The 18,037-nt window shown below is 51.5% G+C and carries 24 protein-coding genes; 12 read left to right on the top strand and 12 right to left on the bottom strand.

Features of this window, described 5'->3' with window-relative positions; all coding sequences use genetic code 11:
• Positions 1 to 138: 138 nt before the first annotated feature.
• Positions 139 to 1,914 (top strand): glucan ABC transporter ATP-binding protein/ permease, encoded by a 1,776-nt coding sequence (locus AC6CHM_RS02735; protein WP_115053158.1) that lies wholly within the window; start codon positions 139 to 141, stop codon positions 1,912 to 1,914.
• Positions 1,915 to 1,938: 24 nt separating this feature from the next.
• On the opposite strand, the gene yidD is transcribed toward AC6CHM_RS02735, so the two are convergent.
• A complete protein-coding gene (gene yidD / locus AC6CHM_RS02730) occupies positions 1,939 to 2,301 on the bottom strand; it encodes a membrane protein insertion efficiency factor YidD (protein ID WP_354343613.1) in 363 nt (120 codons plus the stop codon).
• Positions 2,302 to 2,305: 4 nt separating this feature from the next.
• Entirely contained in the window at positions 2,306 to 2,752 is a 447-nt protein-coding gene (locus AC6CHM_RS02725; protein WP_307284793.1) for an iron-sulfur cluster assembly scaffold protein, read from the bottom strand.
• Between the two features lie 265 nt (positions 2,753 to 3,017).
• Here AC6CHM_RS02725 and folE point away from each other — a divergent pair, with 265 nt between their 5' ends.
• The 3 genes from folE to AC6CHM_RS02710 all read left to right on the top strand — a co-directional run bounded on the left by folE (position 3,018) and on the right by AC6CHM_RS02710 (position 5,182).
• Positions 3,018 to 3,644, top strand: coding sequence for a GTP cyclohydrolase I FolE (gene folE / locus AC6CHM_RS02720; protein WP_115053161.1), 627 nt, complete (start codon positions 3,018 to 3,020; stop codon positions 3,642 to 3,644).
• Positions 3,645 to 3,651: 7 nt separating this feature from the next.
• Positions 3,652 to 4,065: a phosphoribosyl-AMP cyclohydrolase gene (hisI, locus tag AC6CHM_RS02715; RefSeq protein ID WP_115053162.1), complete on the top strand. Its 414-nt coding sequence runs from the start codon at positions 3,652 to 3,654 to the stop codon at positions 4,063 to 4,065.
• A 145-nt stretch (positions 4,066 to 4,210) separates the two neighbouring features.
• A complete protein-coding gene (locus AC6CHM_RS02710) occupies positions 4,211 to 5,182 on the top strand; it encodes a patatin family protein (RefSeq protein ID WP_115053163.1) in 972 nt (323 codons plus the stop codon).
• Between the two features lie 94 nt (positions 5,183 to 5,276).
• On the opposite strand, the gene AC6CHM_RS02705 is transcribed toward AC6CHM_RS02710, so the two are convergent.
• The 3 genes from AC6CHM_RS02705 to AC6CHM_RS02695 all read right to left on the bottom strand — a co-directional run bounded on the left by AC6CHM_RS02705 (position 5,277) and on the right by AC6CHM_RS02695 (position 7,280).
• On the bottom strand, positions 5,277 to 5,828 hold the full coding sequence (locus AC6CHM_RS02705; RefSeq protein WP_498171897.1) for a chloramphenicol phosphotransferase CPT family protein: 552 nt from the start codon (positions 5,826 to 5,828) through the stop codon (positions 5,277 to 5,279).
• Positions 5,829 to 5,917: 89 nt separating this feature from the next.
• On the bottom strand, positions 5,918 to 6,349 hold the full coding sequence (locus AC6CHM_RS02700; protein ID WP_307284786.1) for a CBS domain-containing protein: 432 nt from the start codon (positions 6,347 to 6,349) through the stop codon (positions 5,918 to 5,920).
• A 223-nt stretch (positions 6,350 to 6,572) separates the two neighbouring features.
• Positions 6,573 to 7,280, bottom strand: coding sequence for a rhomboid family intramembrane serine protease (locus tag AC6CHM_RS02695; RefSeq protein WP_336440170.1), 708 nt, complete (start codon positions 7,278 to 7,280; stop codon positions 6,573 to 6,575).
• Between the two features lie 302 nt (positions 7,281 to 7,582).
• Here AC6CHM_RS02695 and AC6CHM_RS02690 point away from each other — a divergent pair, with 302 nt between their 5' ends.
• The 3 genes from AC6CHM_RS02690 (at position 7,583) to AC6CHM_RS02680 (ending at position 9,832) form a co-directional block, all read left to right on the top strand.
• Positions 7,583 to 8,227 carry a PAS domain-containing protein gene (locus AC6CHM_RS02690; RefSeq protein WP_498171896.1) on the top strand — a complete coding sequence of 215 codons (645 nt, stop codon included), beginning with the start codon at positions 7,583 to 7,585 and terminating at the stop codon, positions 8,225 to 8,227.
• Between the two features lie 57 nt (positions 8,228 to 8,284).
• Positions 8,285 to 8,893, top strand: coding sequence for a PilZ domain-containing protein (locus AC6CHM_RS02685; protein ID WP_498171895.1), 609 nt, complete (start codon positions 8,285 to 8,287; stop codon positions 8,891 to 8,893).
• 333 nt (positions 8,894 to 9,226) lie between these two features.
• Entirely contained in the window at positions 9,227 to 9,832 is a 606-nt protein-coding gene (locus tag AC6CHM_RS02680) for a transglutaminase-like cysteine peptidase (RefSeq protein WP_115053169.1), read from the top strand.
• Between the two features lie 38 nt (positions 9,833 to 9,870).
• Here the strand turns inward: AC6CHM_RS02680 and AC6CHM_RS02675 are convergent, their stop codons facing one another.
• On the bottom strand, positions 9,871 to 10,398 hold the full coding sequence (locus AC6CHM_RS02675; protein ID WP_498171893.1) for a gamma carbonic anhydrase family protein: 528 nt from the start codon (positions 10,396 to 10,398) through the stop codon (positions 9,871 to 9,873).
• A gap of 70 nt (positions 10,399 to 10,468) precedes the next feature.
• Between AC6CHM_RS02675 and AC6CHM_RS02670 the strand changes: the two genes are divergently transcribed.
• A complete protein-coding gene (locus AC6CHM_RS02670) occupies positions 10,469 to 11,224 on the top strand; it encodes a hypothetical protein (RefSeq protein ID WP_498171892.1) in 756 nt (251 codons plus the stop codon).
• A 33-nt stretch (positions 11,225 to 11,257) separates the two neighbouring features.
• On the opposite strand, the gene AC6CHM_RS02665 is transcribed toward AC6CHM_RS02670, so the two are convergent.
• From AC6CHM_RS02665 to AC6CHM_RS02645, 5 genes are all read right to left on the bottom strand, one after another.
• On the bottom strand, positions 11,258 to 11,464 hold the full coding sequence (locus AC6CHM_RS02665) for a DUF3126 family protein (RefSeq protein ID WP_008122972.1): 207 nt from the start codon (positions 11,462 to 11,464) through the stop codon (positions 11,258 to 11,260).
• A 99-nt stretch (positions 11,465 to 11,563) separates the two neighbouring features.
• Entirely contained in the window at positions 11,564 to 12,388 is an 825-nt protein-coding gene (gene cysE, locus AC6CHM_RS02660; protein WP_115053171.1) for a serine O-acetyltransferase, read from the bottom strand.
• 209 nt (positions 12,389 to 12,597) lie between these two features.
• On the bottom strand, positions 12,598 to 13,359 hold the full coding sequence (locus AC6CHM_RS02655; protein WP_435530128.1) for an alpha/beta fold hydrolase: 762 nt from the start codon (positions 13,357 to 13,359) through the stop codon (positions 12,598 to 12,600).
• A gap of 11 nt (positions 13,360 to 13,370) precedes the next feature.
• Positions 13,371 to 13,847: a DUF192 domain-containing protein gene (locus tag AC6CHM_RS02650; protein WP_498171890.1), complete on the bottom strand. Its 477-nt coding sequence runs from the start codon at positions 13,845 to 13,847 to the stop codon at positions 13,371 to 13,373.
• 10 nt (positions 13,848 to 13,857) lie between these two features.
• Entirely contained in the window at positions 13,858 to 14,439 is a 582-nt protein-coding gene (locus AC6CHM_RS02645; RefSeq protein ID WP_115053174.1) for a cold-shock protein, read from the bottom strand.
• A gap of 266 nt (positions 14,440 to 14,705) precedes the next feature.
• Here AC6CHM_RS02645 and gloA point away from each other — a divergent pair, with 266 nt between their 5' ends.
• The 4 genes from gloA to AC6CHM_RS02625 all read left to right on the top strand — a co-directional run bounded on the left by gloA (position 14,706) and on the right by AC6CHM_RS02625 (position 17,809).
• Positions 14,706 to 15,146 carry a lactoylglutathione lyase gene (gloA, locus tag AC6CHM_RS02640; RefSeq protein ID WP_115053175.1) on the top strand — a complete coding sequence of 147 codons (441 nt, stop codon included), beginning with the start codon at positions 14,706 to 14,708 and terminating at the stop codon, positions 15,144 to 15,146.
• Between the two features lie 138 nt (positions 15,147 to 15,284).
• On the top strand, positions 15,285 to 16,817 hold the full coding sequence (locus AC6CHM_RS02635) for an acyl-CoA carboxylase subunit beta (RefSeq protein ID WP_115053176.1): 1,533 nt from the start codon (positions 15,285 to 15,287) through the stop codon (positions 16,815 to 16,817).
• Positions 16,818 to 16,867: 50 nt separating this feature from the next.
• On the top strand, positions 16,868 to 17,080 hold the full coding sequence (locus tag AC6CHM_RS02630) for a hypothetical protein (RefSeq protein ID WP_307284753.1): 213 nt from the start codon (positions 16,868 to 16,870) through the stop codon (positions 17,078 to 17,080).
• Between the two features lie 297 nt (positions 17,081 to 17,377).
• Positions 17,378 to 17,809 (top strand): DUF2267 domain-containing protein, encoded by a 432-nt coding sequence (locus tag AC6CHM_RS02625; protein ID WP_307284748.1) that lies wholly within the window; start codon positions 17,378 to 17,380, stop codon positions 17,807 to 17,809.
• On the opposite strand, the gene AC6CHM_RS02620 is transcribed toward AC6CHM_RS02625, so the two are convergent.
• Positions 17,806 to 17,985: a flagellar FlbD family protein gene (locus tag AC6CHM_RS02620; RefSeq protein WP_115053179.1), complete on the bottom strand. Its 180-nt coding sequence runs from the start codon at positions 17,983 to 17,985 to the stop codon at positions 17,806 to 17,808. The two genes, AC6CHM_RS02625 and AC6CHM_RS02620, sit on opposite strands and share 4 nt — an antisense overlap.
• Positions 17,986 to 18,037: the final 52 nt, after the last annotated feature.

The raw sequence follows: 18,037 nt of genomic DNA, 5'->3' as shown, positions 1-18,037 counted from the left end.
TACGAGCCGTAGAAAAATGTTCCCACTTACGACAGGGAACGATCAAGACTTTAGAGCATTGAATATTGCGGTGCACAAGAGTCTGATGCAGTGTCATTTCTACGCGTTAGTGGCGGACCAAGCAATCGGAGTGGCAAAGTGTCATTATTAAACATCTATTGGAGATCCCTCCAATATCTCGGCGCCGAAAAGCGCGCGACCATGTTTATATGCATCGCCAATATTGCACTCGCTGCAAGCATGATCGTAGAACCATGGCTTGCTGGCCGGGTGATTCAGGCTATCGCAACAAAAACCGCCATCATTCCCCCGCTTAGCCAGTTGGCTGCTGTGGGCTTGTTTCATATTGGTGCCAATGTTCTGGTTTCTCGTGAAGCCGACAGGCTGGCCCATCGTCGCAAGCTCGCCGTACTAACTGAATCCTACAATCGCGTGATCAGCATGCCGCTCGCATGGCATCATCAGCGCGGCACATCAAACGCGCTGCATACATTGCTGCGCGCAATCGAAACTCTGTTCGGCCTGTGGCTCGAATTCATGCGCACCCATCTGGCAACTGCCGTTGGCCTGGTGCTGCTGTTCCCGCTTGCTCTCAGCCAGGATTGGCGTTTGACCTCAGTGCTCGTTGTGCTCGGCGTGGTCTATATGATGGTTGTCCGTGTCGTTACCAGCAAGACCAAGGATGGTCAGGCTCAGGTGGAACGTCATCACATCACAGCTTTCAGCCATGTCAGTGACTCCATGAGCAACATCTCGGTATTGCAAAGCTACAACCGTGTTGAAGAAGAAACACGGGCGTTGCAGACCTATACAAAGAACCTGCTGGATTCCCAGTATCCGGTTTTGAACTGGTGGGCTCTCGCCGCTGGTATCAACCGCATGGCCTCAACAATTTCCATGATCATAGTTTTGCTGCTTGGTTCTTATTTCGTCATGCGTGACGAGATGAATGTAGGTCAGGTTGTTGCGTTCACAGGTTTTGCCGGTTTGCTGATCGGCCGTCTCGACCAGTTGAGTGCCTTCGTGAACCAGATTTTCGCGGCTCGTGCCAAGCTTGAAGACTTCTATGCAATGGAAGAATCTGCTGCCTATGCAGTCGAGCCGAAGACTGTGCACGATATCGACAATGTAACCGGTGATGTGGAATTCGAAAATGTCTCGTTTGAATTTCCGAACTCTACGCAGGGCTTGAAGAATGTAAGCTTCAAGGCAAAGGCTGGTGAGACTGTTGCCATTGTTGGACCGACAGGTGCCGGCAAGACAACGCTGATCAATCTGTTGCAGAGGGTTTATGATCCCAAGGAAGGCCGTATTCTTGTCGACGATATCGACACGAAGACAATCAGCCGCCGCTCGTTGCGTAATGCCATTGCGACAGTGTTCCAGGATGCTGGCATGTTCAACCGCACGATTGAGGACAATATCCGCGTTGGTCGCCCCAAAGCTTCTGATGAAGATGTCTTTGCCGCTGCGGAAGCTGCCGATGCAAGCGACTTCATCCTTTCGAAGTCTGCAGGCTATAACACTGTTGTCGGCGAACGTGGCTCGCAATTGTCCGGCGGTGAGCGCCAGCGTGTGGCTATCGCCCGTGCGATCCTGAAGGATGCTCCCATCCTCGTATTAGATGAGGCAACGAGTGCTCTGGACGTTGAGACAGAAGCCCGAGTTAAAGTTGCGGTCGACAAGCTTTGCCAGAACCGTACAACGTTCATCATTGCGCACCGTCTGTCGACCGTCCGTGACGCTGACCTCGTACTGTTCATGGATCAGGGTGAAGTTGTTGAATCCGGCAGCTTTGATGATCTGGCCCGTCAGAATGGCCGCTTTACCTCACTGCTGAAGGCTGGCGGTCTGAAGCTTGATGATGACACAGCCAATGTCACGCCCTTCCCGCGCAAGCCGGAAGCGGCCTGAAAGGCTGAATAAACAAAAGGCCGCTCATGAGCGGCCTTTTTCTTTTGCAGCGATACGCCAATAGCGCCAAGGCAGGTACCAGACGAAACGCTTATCAAGCGCTACGGGCACCGGGTCCAACCCGCTGGTGCCGCCCGGCCCGCAACGGGCAAACCTGAACAATCCCATCCACCCGCCCGCCCAAAATCCATGACGCGCAATTGCCTCATAGGCATATTCCGAGCAGGTCGGCAAATGCCGACAGGAATTCCCGATGAATCCAGACAGGGTGAGTTGATAAAAGCGAACCAGCCCGGTTCCGATCAGGCGTCCCGGTGTCTTGCGCCATGGACCGCCCCAATTGCGGGAATATTTTACCGGATGCTTATGCGCGGGATCATTGCACATCCCGTCAGGCTGCGGCTTCAGCGTTTTTTCTATCGATCTGATCAAGACAATCCACAACTGCATCGAAGGTCAGCATTGTGGAGTTGTGCCTGGCTTTATAATCGCGGACAGGTTCCAGAAATTTCAAATCTTCAAAGCGACCTTCCGGGGGTGGACCATTTTCTTTCAACATGCGCAACATCGTCAGGCGTAATGCGCGAAGTTCTTCGGGCGTTGCGCCGATCACATGACGGGCCATGATTGAAGACGAAGCCTGACCGAGCGCGCATGCTTTCACATCGTGAGCAAAATCGGAAACTACGCCATTTTCGACCTTGAGATCGACGATGACAGTGGAACCGCACAGCTTGGAATGCGCCTTTGCAGACGCATCGGGAGCGTCCAAACGGCCAAGCCGTTGAATATTGCCGGCAAATTCCAGAATTCGCGTATTGTAAACGTCATTGATCATGATTTGCCACTCTTGACACAGTGTTCATCTCAAAGGCGTCACAACTCGCCGTTGATGCTCTATGAATTTCCTATAGACTACCTATATAGTATGCGAGCAGGCCCTCATAAAGTCGCGTAGATTAATTTTGCGATGGCATGTATGCCTACGGGGTGGATGATTGATCCGCTCATGCTTCAATACACCGTCCGTTCCCGCGAGGAACGATTATCGTGTATTGCCGTTTAACTCGTCGCTCCTTTGAGGGCGACTACGGGAGATCGCGATGGATGCGGTAGTGAAAAACTTGCAGCCTATAACTGCAAAGCAAAATAATATTCGCCGACCAACTCAGGAAGAAGCAGAAGCAGCGGTACGCACCCTGCTTCTTTGGGCTGGCGATAATCCTGACCGCGAGGGCCTGCTCGACACGCCTGAACGCGTCGTCAAATCATACAAGGAACTCTTCTCCGGCTATGCACTCGATCCTGCTGATGTGCTGGGGCGGACCTTTGAAGAAATAGCTGGCTATGAGGATATGGTCCTCATTCAGGACATTCCTTTCTTTTCACACTGCGAGCACCACATGGTTCCGATCATCGGCAAGGCCCATGTCGCCTATTTGCCTGATGGTGAAAAAGTTGTCGGACTTTCGAAAATTGCGCGCGTTGTCGATATTTTCGCGCATCGCTTGCAAACGCAGGAAAGCATGACTGCCCAGATTGCCAGCGCGATACAAAGTTCCCTGCGTCCGCGCGGTGTTGCCGTCATGATCGAGGCCGAGCATATGTGCATGGCCATGCGCGGTATCCGCAAATCGGGCTCCTTAACAACCACGACGACATTTACCGGATCGTTCAAGGACGAGGTCAATGATCAGGTTCGTTTCATGACCATGGTCCGAGGTCGTTGAGGACAAAATGGCAGAAACGTCTTTTCCTCGTCCTGCAGCGCATAATCATGACGTTGAAGAAGGCAATGTTTTCACCCCGCGGTTTGACGCTGCGGGGTTGATAACCGCTGTTGTTACCGATGCCAGGGACGGTGAACTTCTCATGGTCGCGCATATGAATGCCGAAGCTCTACAATTGACCATCGAGACCGGCATTGCTCACTATTGGTCACGGTCGCGGCAATCACTGTGGAAGAAGGGGGAAACCTCCGGCAATCTGCAAAGCGTTGTCGAGCTCGGCACAGATTGCGATCAGGATGCCCTCTGGCTGAAGGTTCGAGTCGCAGGAGACGGGCCGACATGCCACACCGGCCGCAGGTCATGTTTTTATCGCAACATCGTTGCGCATGACGGAAAGCCGTCGCTGGTCATGAAGTTTTAGATGGCGTAATGCCTCGCATCTGCCGTTTTCTGCGTTTGTAGTCAGGTTTCATTGGTCAGCTAAGAATTGTTATTCACGCAATATTCAGCTTTTGGTTACCACAATCGAAATTGAATGAAAGTCCACGACTCTAGGAGTTCATGCCATGCTCGAATGGGCATCGCGCCGGACACGTGCGGCGGAATCTATCGGCATCAGCAATGCCACTGATGAGAAGATCGCAGCACCTGAAAGGCCCGTTCAAAGCAAAACACCCATAGCACTTGCTCTGGGAGGCGGAGCTGCTCGTGGTTGGGCGCATATTGGCGTGCTTCGTGCTCTCGATGAAGCGGGCATAGAAATATCGATGATCGCCGGCACTTCGATTGGCGCGCTCGTTGGCGGCTGCTATCTCGGCGGCAAGCTCGACCAGCTTGAGGAATTTGCCCGAAGCCTTACCAAGCGTGGCATTTTCAGTCTGCTTGATCTGCGATTTGGTGGAAATGGGTTGTTCGGCGGTATGAAGCTGGACCGCCGATTGCGTGACCATCTCGAAGAATTATCCATCGAAGACCTGCCCAAGCGGTTCATCGCGGTGTGTACAGAAATCAATACGGGTCATGAAATCTGGCTGACGCGTGGCAGCCTCATCACCTCGATGCGTGCATCCTACGCCCTGCCCGGCGTATTTGAGCCTGTCGAGTGCAATGGCCGCATCCTTGTAGATGGCGCTCTGGTCAACCCTGTGCCCGTCGCCGTCTGCCGCTCCTATGAGCAGCCACTGGTCGTCGCGGTTAACCTGCATTACGATCAGTTTGGCCGTGCAGCGGTCATAAAACATAGCGCCGAGGCACCTCATCCGCAAACTGGCGATATTGAAAATTCCGGCTTGCGGCGCCCTGCTTATTCCAAGCGCCTGGGCATTACAGGTGTGATGATGGAATCGTTCAATATCATTCAGGACCGGATTTCACGCGCTCGCATGGCGGGCGATCCGCCGGATATCGCATTATTGCCAAAAGTTGGCAAAATCGGTCTTGCTGAATTCCATCGCGCTGATGAAGCGATCCGAAGCGGATATGAAGAGACCATGACCCGCCTCGGCGAGCTTGAGCGCATGCAAAAGCTTGTTTTCTAGTATCAGCATCACTCGCGGAAATGATGTCAATCAATACAGTAGCATCGCGCTAAACGTAGGCCTTGCTTAAAAATTTCCACAGGCTGAACAATTTCTATTCCAGCAACTGCTGAAAAACAGACGGCATCCGTCGATTGGCCCACGTTGACAGTACTTGGTTCGCGTATTCCTGCGTAGTCTGCCCTGCAGGCAGCTCCAAATCATATCTCTGACCAACATGAATCCGATGATAATCATCGGCAGCGCTTCCCATCGGCCGATCTGCTCGCAATGTTTCCCTTTTTACGAGTTCATCAAGATCGCAATGAAGCCCGACGAAGAAAACATCGAACGGTTTGAAAAGCTGGGCCAGATTGGTGACCCACCAATCTTCCTCGAGAATATGTTCAAGCAAAATATTATTGCCTGCTGAAGCATAAGCCACGAGCGAACGATGAAATCCGTCAAAGAATTTGGTGCGATTCTCCCTCCAATTGAAGTCGCCGTTCCGAAAACGGTCCAGAGGCAACATCCCGGAATCACGGAGATGATCAATAGAAACATGCCAGAATGGTTCTGGCAGTTGTGCCTGAAGGACTCGCGCAAGAGTAGACTTCCCGCTGCTTGATGCCCCGTGGATAAAGATTATCTTTGCCGTCTTTTCCAATTCAAGCCTAATCCCCGTAATGAACCATTACGGTATTAGGTCGGCTTCATTGCAGCAAAATGAACCTCACTACGTCGATAAATCTAGAACTAAGCCGTCGCGATATAGCTCCGAATCTCTTGTGACTCGCGTTCCACTTCCTCGATCCGCAGCTTAACAACGTCGCCGATCGATACGATGCCATAAAGTTGGCCATCCTTTTCAACCGGCAAATGGCGGAAACGGCCTTGCGTCATCGTTTCCATGACCTGATTAATCGTATGACTTTCGTTGCAGACCTTGACCTTTATGGTCATTGTTTCTGAAATCGGCTTCCATAGAGCATCGGCACCGTCGGCCGATATGGCGCGAACCACATCGCGTTCGGACAAGATACCTTTGATAGCCTTGTTCTGATCGCAAACGACAAGTGCGCCGATTTTGTGCTTGGCCAAAACCGTAATTGCATCCGCTAGCGACACATCAGGCGTAATGCTGAAAACGTCATAGCCCTTGCGTTCAAGAATCGATCTGACTGTCATGCGCATCCTCCTTACATGTTTGATTGCTGCATCTCCCCCGATGCTTTTAGCAACCTAACTCATCGTGCTTATATGTTGCACCCATTGCAAGTGCATTGCAATTGCGCATGTCGCCTCCATAGTTATCTTTACACAAGAACACTTGGCTCAGATCGATTTGATAAACGCAATCCAATCTATTGATTATAAAACATCTTTTGCATTCAAAAATTGATTGCACTTATCAGGCGCGGTGCCGGTCAAACAGCGATATTCCGAAGAAACCGACCACAAATCCGCCTATATGCGCCTCCCAGGCGATCGACGCAGATTCCTCTACTCCCAATGATAAAAGCCCGGCCGCAATATTGGTGACAAACCAGACTCCAAGAAACGTCAGCACTGTGCGCATGCGCAGTGCAACGGCAATCGGCAATATGTCACCAACAAAGGCTGCCGAGTTGCGCGATGTTGAGCGACGAAATCCAAAACGCGCTGCAGCGCCCATCATGCCGGACACTGCACCGGACGCGCCTACCAGGGGAGCCATGCTATCAGGGTAAATAGCATAATGCGTCAATGCGGCGGCGATGGATGTCGCGATCCAAAAAAGTGTCAAACGCACCGGGCCAATGCGCGCCGCAAGCGGGGATCCGAATGCTGCCAGCCAGATCATGTTTAATGCGATATGAGCCACGCTTCCATGCATGAATGAATAGGAGATCGTCGTAAACCATGTCCACACGTCGCCCTGGCCGCCCATTTGCGCAAAGCGTGCAGGAATAAAGGCATAGTACCAAAGAAACTCGACAGCCTGTCCATCGTCAAGAATATAGGTCTGGTAGAGAAATACTGCGATGCAGATGCCGATAGCTGCGAGGATAATACCCGGAATGTTGAACATCGGCTCTCCGCCTGATGGTTTGTCCCGCGCTATGTCTGGTTCGGTCATTCTGTATCGGCCTCGTTTCGGTCCCGGCAAGCTATAGTATCAAGCCGGCAAGTGGAATCCCGGTTTTCGAATAATCCGATGCATAAACAGAAAGAAGGCCGCCCGGTTACGGACGGCCTTAAATTTAAGGTCAGGTATGAAATCTCGTAAACCCTTGTCTCACATTCGTTGCGACACCTCAACGTAAACCACTTGTTAACCCTAACAGCCCGCCACGGTGGACATGGACACATGAAACGTGGCGTTACCCTGCCGTCGGTGACACAGTCCGTGGACATCCGATCAGACAAACAGACAAATTTATGCAGCACGGAAGATCAAACGAGCTTATCGCTTATTGGGAGCAGTTGCGTGGCACACGCGCTGCGCCCGAACGCAGCGAGATAGCGCCTGCTGCCATCCCCCGCCAATTGGCCGATATATTCATTTTGCAGGCCAGTCAGGATACCGAAGCAAAGTTCCGGCTTGCGGGCACCCGGATTTGCTCAATTCACGGCCGCGAATTGAAAGATTCAGCTTTCGAATTGCTTTGGCAGGCACGAGATCGCCGCAGTATCTCGCGTTTGCTTGTCAATTCGATAACCCGAAAAAGCCCCGTCGCTATAAACGCCGAAGGCATAAGCGCACGCCAGCGCACCGCGCTGTTTGAATTCATCCTCTTGCCGCTTGCCAATGAAGTGCATGAACAATTTCTGATCGGAATGATTGTCGCCTTGGGACAGCCGTTCTGGCTAGAGTCAGACTCTATCGTCGAAAGCCGCATAAGATCAATCACGACGCTGGATACAAGTCGGAGCCAGTATGCTGGCGGATCGCGATCATCGCCAAACCCGAAAGGCGCTATTCATACAATTATCGGGCAAAATACTGACCGCCTGCAATTGCTCGATGGCGGAAAATCCTCGCGACCACTTAAAACGCGCGCGAAACCATTACCGCCACATTAAGAATCATGGAATAGCTTGTCATCAAGGCTAAACGAATTCTGCCAGTTGGACGTGACTATGCAACCTACCCACGATGGCTCAAGTCCAAACCCTACCGCTCCGACAAGGTATTATAGCGTTAAAGTGCAGCTCTATGGGCGTTTTATGCTCGAAGACCGCACGGAACATGTTTGCCAGATCAGCGAAATGTCGCCTGGCAATGTTGTCATCGGCACAGATATCATGGCCAATAATGGCGAGCGCATTATCGCTTATATAGACCATATTGGCCGTGTCGAAGGAACTGTCGAAAAGCTGGTTAGTGGGGGCTTTCTCCTGTCGCTCATCGTTTCTGACCGCAAGAAAAACAAGATAGCGGCGCAGCTGACATGGCTTGCAAACAAACATGAACTGGATACGCCTGAAGATCGCCGGCATCAGCGTATCGCACCGCGCAACCCAATCACCACGCTATCCATGGCCGATGGTCGGCAATATCCCTGCCGTATTGTTGATCTATCCATATCGGGTGCAGCGGTGGAACTGCGCATGCGCCCTGCCCTGAACAGCCAGGTCATTCTCGGCACCATGAGGGGCCGTGTTGCCCGGCATTTTGACGAAGGCGTGGCAATCGAGTTTGCCTCGGTGCAAAGCCGCGACGCCATTGATGCGGCCTTTGAGAGTTAAAGCCAGTTTTTCTCTGACTTAGTTTTTCTTCACACGGCAGAAATATTTTTGGCGCGATTGCTGCGAGAGAACGGCATTTGTCTGGCATCTGTATGGAGCGCGTTAAGCCAATGGAAATAATGACATATTTATTTAAACCGATGCTTAATTCTAATATTCTGCAACTTACTTAAATCTATACTTTGTTAAACCAAATAATAATAAACATTAATACATCGTAATTGCCTAATTCCTTTATTTTTTACTACCTAATTCGATCAGATTTACTCGCCATCGTTTCCGCTCAATCAAACTCTGTCTGCCATTGTCGCCTCAACCGGGGAGACGACGGTAATGATAAAAAAGACAATCCTATTTGGCGCTGCATTCCTTTTAATGTGCATCGCCGCCTATGCTGAGGCAGGCACTTCGGCAATGATCATGAAGACCGGCGGTCGCACCTCGCAGCCGATTGGTCATTATGAATTCTGCCAGACATATCGCGGCGAATGCAGCGTCAAGAGTAGCAATGATACGCCGCTTAGCCTGACATCAAAGACATGGAATTTGCTGGTTCTGGTCAACAGTCAGGTAAACGCGCAGGTTCGCCCAGAGACGGACATGGATATCTGGGGTAAAGCAGAAGTCTGGTCCTATCCGACAACAGTTGGAGACTGCGAGGATTATGTTCTCCTGAAGCGCAAGCTGCTGAATGAAGGCGGCATTCCGCTCAGCGATCTATTGATCACCGTCGTTCGGCAGATGAACGGCGAAGGTCACGCCGTATTGACCGTGCGCACCGGCCAGGGCGATTACATTCTTGATAATCTCGAAGCCCGTATCAAGCCATGGAATGAAACGAACTATGATTACCTCAAGCGCCAATCAACGAAGAACACCGGCGCATGGGTTTCAATCAATGATGATCGCCAGGTGCTGGTCGGCAGTATCGAGCAATGAGTCCAGATCCAATTGGCCGGTGTATTTACACCGGCTTGTTAAGCAATCTCCAGACCGCTCATGAAACGCTTCCCGTTTTCGACATAGTGAGCGGCAGAAAGCTTCAACTGTTCTACCGCTGCCTCGTCCAGCGTACGGACCACCTTGGCCGGTGATCCCACGATCAGGGAATTATCCGGAAATTCCTTGCGCTCGGTGACCAAAGCCCCCGCACCCACCAGAGAATTCTGGCCGATTTTTGCACCATTGAGAATAATCGCTCCAATACCGATCAGGGTATTTTCCCCAATAGTACAGCCATGCAGCATGGCGCGATGCCCGATGGTGCATCCGTCGCCGATTGTCAGCGGATATCCCAGATCGGTGTGCATGATCGTGTGTTCCTGCACATTCGTATTGCGACCAATGTGAATGAGCTCGTTATCCCCGCGCAATACAGCGCCGAACCAGATCCCGGCATTTTCACCTAGAAAAACTTTGCCGATAATCGTCGCATCAGGCGCTATCCAGTTTGACTTTCGGTGCTCAAACTGCGGTGCTTGGCCGTTAAGCGTATAAATCGGCATTTGGCGTCCTCCAGAATCACGCGGTTCATTGATACTCAATTAACCATAAATCAGCACATGAGCAGTTAGAATGCGCCGAAGGAAACCTTCGGGCCACATCATGCAGGCGACCACAGAGAAAATAGAGGCAATTTCGGCAAGCTTTCTCTTGCGAAAGGTCTTCTATGGCGTGGTCGCACTTGGCTTCTTGTCCCTATGTCTGGCTCTTGCCGGCTTTTTCCTTGGACACATAATTTCCCTTGGCGGCCATACGGAAGATCGTTCTGCGCAGCAAATCGTCATTGGCAATGACGTGCTCGAGATTCCCGCAAATATGATCCGGTTTGATAGGCAGCGGCGCGATGGCATAGCCGAGCGCGTTGACCTTTATCTGCACTGGCCGGAAATGCAGGGGTACGCCGCAGAATTTAAAAATGATTTCAATGGCGCGGGACCAGACAAGAAATTGATCTTCCTGACATTTGAGGCAAGGCAGGGATCGCAGGATATGCCGGGGCGTTATGGTCCCGTCTATCTTCCACTGACCGAAGGGCCCGGCGCTGCCGGTCCTGCCGGTTTAACGCTCCAACGCTTCAGGGGCGATAGCGGCTTCATCAATGAGGAGCTTCTCGTTGCACCGGATCACGGTGCGAAACCTTCATTTGTTGCGCGTTGTCTTGATGAACCGTCATCCCGCGATAATCTTGCATCCTGCCAAAGCGATATTTTCGTCGGCGGTGATTTGCAGCTGACCTATCGGTTTCCGAGAGAAATGCTTGAGGATTGGCCGCTTCTGGACAAAAAGATTGCAGAATTTGCGCGTGGCCACATCAAAAGTGTTGAGTGATGCTCGAGCACCACTCAACATAGTAAGAATGGGCTAAAGGTCCATTTCCAGGATTGCCATGGAGAAATTATAAGACAATTCGCCTTCGTCTTCATCCTTGTAGATCAGACCGAGGAACTCGTCGCCCAGATAAAGTTCTGCGGAATCATCTTTCCGCGGGCGAGCCTTCACTACCAATTCCGTGTTGCGGAATGTCCGCTTGAAGTAGCTGTCGAGTTTTTTCAGTTCTTCGGGTTTCACCTAAAATCTCCTGTCTTATTCGTCGAGTCAGAGCGGTTTGCCATGTGGCATGGCGCCCTGTAAAGGGTTGACTGCAATCGTTAGTGGTAAGAACCAGGCTTATTCGAAGTTGGTAACGAGCTGATCCATGGCGCGCGAAGGCTCCGAGCAGCCTGCTTCCCCGACAATACGGGCAGGCACACCAGCCACGGTCACATTATGCGGGACAGGCTTCAGAACGACCGAACCGGATGCCACCTTTGAGCAATGACCAATTTCGATATTGCCAAGAATATTGGCTCCTGCGCCAATCAGCACGCCATTACGAATTTTCGGATGACGGTCGCCGGTCTCTTTTCCCGTGCCGCCAAGGGTAACACCCTGCAGGATTGAAACATTGTCTTCAATAACAGCCGTCATGCCCACAACGATGCCCGTTGCATGGTCGAAAAACACGCCCTGCCCCATGGGAACTGCGGGATGAATATCTGTCTGGAAAACTGAAGATGAGCGGCTTTGCAAATAAAGCGCAAAATCATGACGACCCTCATGCCACAACCAGTGCGCAAGACGATGGGTCTGGATAGCCTGAAACCCCTTGAAATAAAGGATGGGCTCCATAAACCGCGTGCATGCCGGATCGCGGTCATAAACAGCCTGTATGTCGACGCGTAAAATCTGCGACCAGGAAGGATTGGCGTCAAGCATGGCTGTAAACGTCTGGCGCAGCAGTTCAGACTCCACATCCGGGTGGTCAAGGCGCTGGGAAATACGATGTATAACCGCCTGTTCCAGCGACTGATGGTTCAGGATGGTAGTGTAAAGAAATGTCGCAAGCAGCGGTTCATTGCGCACGACCTCTTCTGCCTCGGCCCGGATCGCATGCCAGATCGGGTCGATCTGTTTGATCGATCCAGTCATCTTTATAGGAAGGCTTGCTGACATTTTCTAGCTCCAGGCATTCAGCCGAATTTTATACTCTGCAACGGATTATACGGCAAAAGTGGTTTCTTGACACCTCAAAATCCAGTGCCGCAAGCGCAAGAAATTTTGAAGATACCATTCATCTGCCTGATGCTGATCAATGCCAGCATCGCCATGGGTAAGTTAAACTGTGCTTTTTCGCAAGGAATGAAGCGTTTCCGGATCGCAAATCACACAGTAATGGGATTACGCTTCAGAAACTCCAGCACCGCCTCTTTAAAGACCTTGTCGCCTACTGCCAGCATATGGTCACGGTTCGGAATGTCGATTGCTTCACCTTGGGGCATCAGCTCTGCAAGCTTTTGCGCGCTGCCGCCAATGTCATCCTTGGTGCCGACAGCTACAAGCGTTGGCTGCTTGATGCGCGCCATGTTTTCTGCGCTAATCTCTTCCTTGGAGGTGATAACGCACGCAGCCAGCGCGATCTTATCGCTCTTGGTCTTGTCGGCAAACATCCTGAACATTTTGCCGCGTGGATGAGTAATTGCATCAGGGTCGTCTGCCAGAAGAGCCTCGGCTATCGGCGACCAGTCCCCGGCACCTTCGACCATGCCAATACCAAGGCCGCCAAACACCAGATCATGCACGCGATCCGGATGCTTAAGGGCAAGAAAAGCACTAATGCGTGCACCCATGGAGTAACCCATGACATGAGCCGACTTTATACCGAGATGATCGAGCAGCGCCGCAGCATCCCCAGCCATGCGGGTTGGTGTGTAAACTGACTTGTCATGTGGCTTATCGGAATTGCCGTGACCACGATTGTCGATAGCAATTGTCCGGTATCCCGATGCGGTCAAAGTGGAAATCCAGCCCGGCTGAATCCAGTTGTATAATGACGACGATGCAAAGCCGTGAATAAGCAGGATCGGTTCGCCCTCGCCTTCATCAATATAGGCAAGTTTTAAGCCGTCATTTTCAAAGAATTGCATTTTTCCGTCCGTTATTTGGCTGCAATTGCGGGATGCCACACCTTATCGCCAACTCTTAAACCGAGACGCTGCACGGTTCCAGCCTTTACCTCAACAACAAATTTCACCGGACCGCCGGACGAAATCACATCACGCGAAAACGGCACGGCGTTCTGATGAATTGCAGTAATGCGCCCGCCATGATCGAGAAACAGCATATCCAAGGCCGATGGCGTATTTTCCATCCACATGGAGATCAGCCTGGCCTGGTCAAAAACAAACAGCATCGCGCTATTGTCTTTAAGGTCCGTGCGGAACATCAATCCGCGCTGACGTTCCTCCTCATTATCGGCGATTTCGACCGTGAAAGGCACATCGCCCTTGGCCGTATTAATGGTCAGCGCAACAGGATCGATGGGCAAATGCATGGGCATCTGCTGTGCCAGCACCGGAAAAGCGGAAATCAAGCAGAATATGACGGCGGCCAGAGATAATCTCAGACGATTCATCAACTGATCTTCAGTGGGAGACCGGCATCTGCGTGCCGATATCAGGATGAATTTCCGAAGCCATAAGACCTTTTTCGCCATTGCCGAAACGAATAAGGACGACCTGTCCGGGCCGCAGCTCAGTGAGACCGAAATGACGCAGCGTTTCCATGTGAACGAAAATGTCTTCCGTACCCTCGCCCCGCGTTAGAAACCCGAAGCCTTTCGTGCGATTGAACCACTTGACGAGAACCCGTTCAAGCCCGCTCGAAGGCGTTACCGTGACATGGGTACGCACAGGCGGTAACTCGGTCGGATGCACCGCAGTCGAATTGTCCATCGACTTTACGCGGAAGCACTGCATACCACGCTCGCCCTGCTTGACCTCGCAAACAACGCGGGCACCCTCCAGCGCCGTCTGGAAGCCATCGCGGCGCAGGCAGGTTACATGGAGCAAAATGTCGGGAAGATCAGAATTGTCGGGAACTATGAAACCATATCCCTTGGCAACGTCGAACCATTTTATCGAGCCTGAAATCTCGACAAGATCAAGACTGTCGCTTGCGCCTTGGTCGTTATGAGAGATCTGGGTCGATACTGTTCTGTCTGACATGAAGCGATCCCCTCCTCTCCATAAACTAAACACTGATTCTCTTGTTGAAGAATAACACCGGTCCGATAGCGGAGAGCAAGCATCATCTTGATGTTTTCTTTCAAACTATAACCAAAACCCGTGTTTATCCTCAATCAGTCTCGTCAAATTAGCTCACAGATTTGTTTGCGTAAGCAATTAGTGTTATCGATATTGCCAGTCACTTGCCCTTGCTGGCGAGCAGACGTTGCTATTTCAATCCCATGAAAAGAATTCAAAGGCAAAAGATGCGTTATCTTCACACTATGGTTCGCGTTCGCGACATCGATGAATCGCTGGATTTTTACTGCAACAAGTTCGGCTTGAAAGAAGTTCGCCGCACGGAAAACGAAAAAGGCCGGTTTACATTGATCTTCCTGGCCGCGTCGGAAGATGAAACCCGTTCTGCCGCTGAACGTGCTCCCGAGCTTGAATTGACCTATAATTGGGATCCTGAAGAATATACGGGCGGACGCAATTTCGGTCATCTCGCCTATGTCGTGGATGACATTTATAAAACTTGTCAGGATTTGTCAGACAAAGGCGTGGTGATCAACCGGCCTCCCCGCGATGGCAATATGGCGTTCATTCGCTCGCCCGATGGCATCTCGATTGAGCTTATCCAAAAAGGGCCTGCACTGGCGCCACAGGAACCATGGCTATCCATGCCAAACACCGGCTCCTGGTAATCTGCACTACTACACAATACATCGCCTGCCCGGTCGTTCGGGGCAGGCGAAAACCGCAACCCGGCTAAATTCAATCCCCGGCATCTTCCAAGCCTTGACGTCTCCTGTTATCAGAAATGGTCAATGTGGAGGAACGCTATGAAGGATGTGCTTATCGAGCTTGAGCGTCGCAGGACCCTTGCGCGCGAAGGTGGCGGAAAGGCCCGTATCGAAGCGCAACACAAGCGCGGCAAACTCACAGCGCGTGAACGTATCGATATTTTCCTCGATGAAGGCTCTTTTGAAGAGTTTGACACATTCGTCGAACACCGCTCCACTGATTTTGGTATGCAGGACACCAAATTTGCAGGCGACGGTGTTGTTACCGGCTGGGGCACCATCAATGGCCGGACTGTCTTTGTCTTCGCCAAGGATTTCACCGTGTTCGGCGGCTCACTCTCTGAAGCCCACGCGGAGAAAGTTCAAAAGATCCAGGATATGGCATTGCGCAATCGCGCGCCGGTCATCGGGCTTTACGATGCGGGCGGTGCACGCATTCAAGAAGGCGTTGCCGCGCTGGGCGGTTATGCGGAAATTTTCCAGCGCAATGTACTGGCCTCCGGCGTCATTCCGCAAATCTCGGTGATTATGGGTCCCTGCGCGGGCGGCGATGTTTATTCGCCAGCCATGACCGATTTCATCTTCATGGTCCGCGACACTTCATACATGTTCGTCACAGGGCCGGACGTTGTGAAAACCGTCACCAATGAAACTGTGACGTCAGAACAGCTTGGCGGAGCATCAATCCACACGACCAAATCATCTATCGCCGATGGCGCTTATGACAATGACGTGGCGGCACTGCTTCAGATGCGCCGTCTGATCGATTTTCTCCCGGCTTCGAACACTGCCGAACTGCCTCAAATCGAATGCTATCAGCCAACAGACGAAATGGATTACTCATTGGATCGTCTGGTGCCCGATAACGCGAACAAGCCCTATGACATCAAGGAACTGGTTCGCAAAACTGTCGATGAGGCTGACTTCTTTGAAATTCAGGAAAGTTTTGCCAAAAACATCGTGGTCGGCTTCGGCCGTATCGAAGGTCGCACCGTCGGCATAGTCGGCAATCAACCAATGGTTCTGGCCGGCGTTCTCGATAGTGATGCGTCGCGCAAAGCCGCGAGGTTCGTCCGGTTCTGCGACTGTTTCAACATTCCGATCGTAACCTTTGTCGATGTACCGGGCTTTCTTCCGGGCACCGCGCAGGAATATGGCGGGCTTATCAAGCATGGCGCCAAACTGCTTTTTGCCTATGCGGAAGCAACGGTTCCTAAAATCACGCTCATTACCCGCAAGGCCTATGGCGGCGCCTATGATGTGATGGCCTCCAAACATCTGCGCGGCGACCTCAATTACGCCTGGCCATCCGCCCAGATTGCCGTCATGGGCGCAAAAGGCGCTGTCGAGATCATTTACCGGAAAGACATTGGTGATGCCGAGAAAATCGCCGAGCACACCAAGCGTTACGAGGATCGCTTCCTGTCACCGTTCGTCGCTGCCGAGCGCGGCTATGTTGACGAGGTGATTATGCCCCATTCCACTCGTAAGCGGATTTCACGGGCATTGCGCATGCTGCGCAATAAGGATCTCGAAAATCCCTGGAAGAAGCACGATAATATTCCGCTCTAATAATACCGAGCAGAACCACACAATAAAAAGGCTCCCATGGGGAGCCTTCGATGCCGTTTATGAAACTTCAAAATTACCTGCGGAAGCTGAAGCCGCCGCTTGAGTCACGTAAAATCTGGGAAATTGTACGCTTGTCACATGGCTCGCTTAGTTTCGCCGCAGCTTTTACCAGCGCAGGCTTAACTTTGGCCACTTGTGCAATCTTAAGTGCATTTGTTCCAATTGTTGACGATGTATCTTTATTTATTGTTATCATTCTTTGATACCTCCATTAAAAATACTCTCAGCGAGAGTAATCCTCTACCGGCATACAGTTTATATTCCGTTGCATAGTGAACTTCTAGAGAAACTAAACCGATTTAACAAATCACTATTTGTATCCAATTTTGACTTGTATTTGAATAAACCGATCCCGAGGTAAAAGGTTCCGCTAAGCCCAGAAAAACGCCTGCGACGTCGGCATCCGCGCTTTCGCCTGCTATCGGTGGTGGCCTGACCCGAAAAATGTCAAAAAATGACGCTTAATTGGCTTCTACATCATGAGGAAAGCGAGACCGCGCATGACACAACCACAAGAGATCGTTCAGGCTTCGAAACAATTTCAAGATTGGTTGGCTGCGCTCAAAGCGAAATCCATGTTTTCGACCCACAATCAGAGCTTTGCGAGCATGCGCGGCGTTATGCATGGTTTGCGCCGCCACATGGACACGGACCAGATACTGACATTTGCGGACGCGCTGCCGCCTTTGCCGCGCGGCCTATTTCTAGAAGGATGGCGGCCCGCTCTTGCGCTTCCTTTGCAGTCGGAAGCGCAACTTGCCAAAGAAGTCTATGATAATCTCACGGCGCATCACAGCCCGCCCGAGACCATTGTCAGCGATGTGCTCGCCACTATCGCCCAGCATCTCGATCCGCATAATGCCAAGATGGCAGGTGAGCAGTTGCCAACTGCGCTAAAGCCGATCTGGTCAAAACATCGACAAGATCTCTAGCTGCTTTTTACGCCAACCTTGTTTTGGATGTCTTCGGCGGTTTCTTTGACGAAGAAGGTAAGTCCTTCCGTGATTGTCACGATATGAGTCCCCGTCCCATAGGGATTGAACGAAACAACATGGTCGAAATTCAGCGTGATGTGATCGCCATTAACGTCTGTGAGTTTGATCCACATGGCCATACCTCCCTGTATAGGACCAAGGAAGCAGGATTCTCTCAATGAAGCA

It is taken from the genome of Phyllobacterium sp. GQ127, from assembly GCF_059758635.1.
Note: the sequence above shows the minus strand (reverse complement) of the source record. Positions and strands in the feature narration are given on the sequence as shown.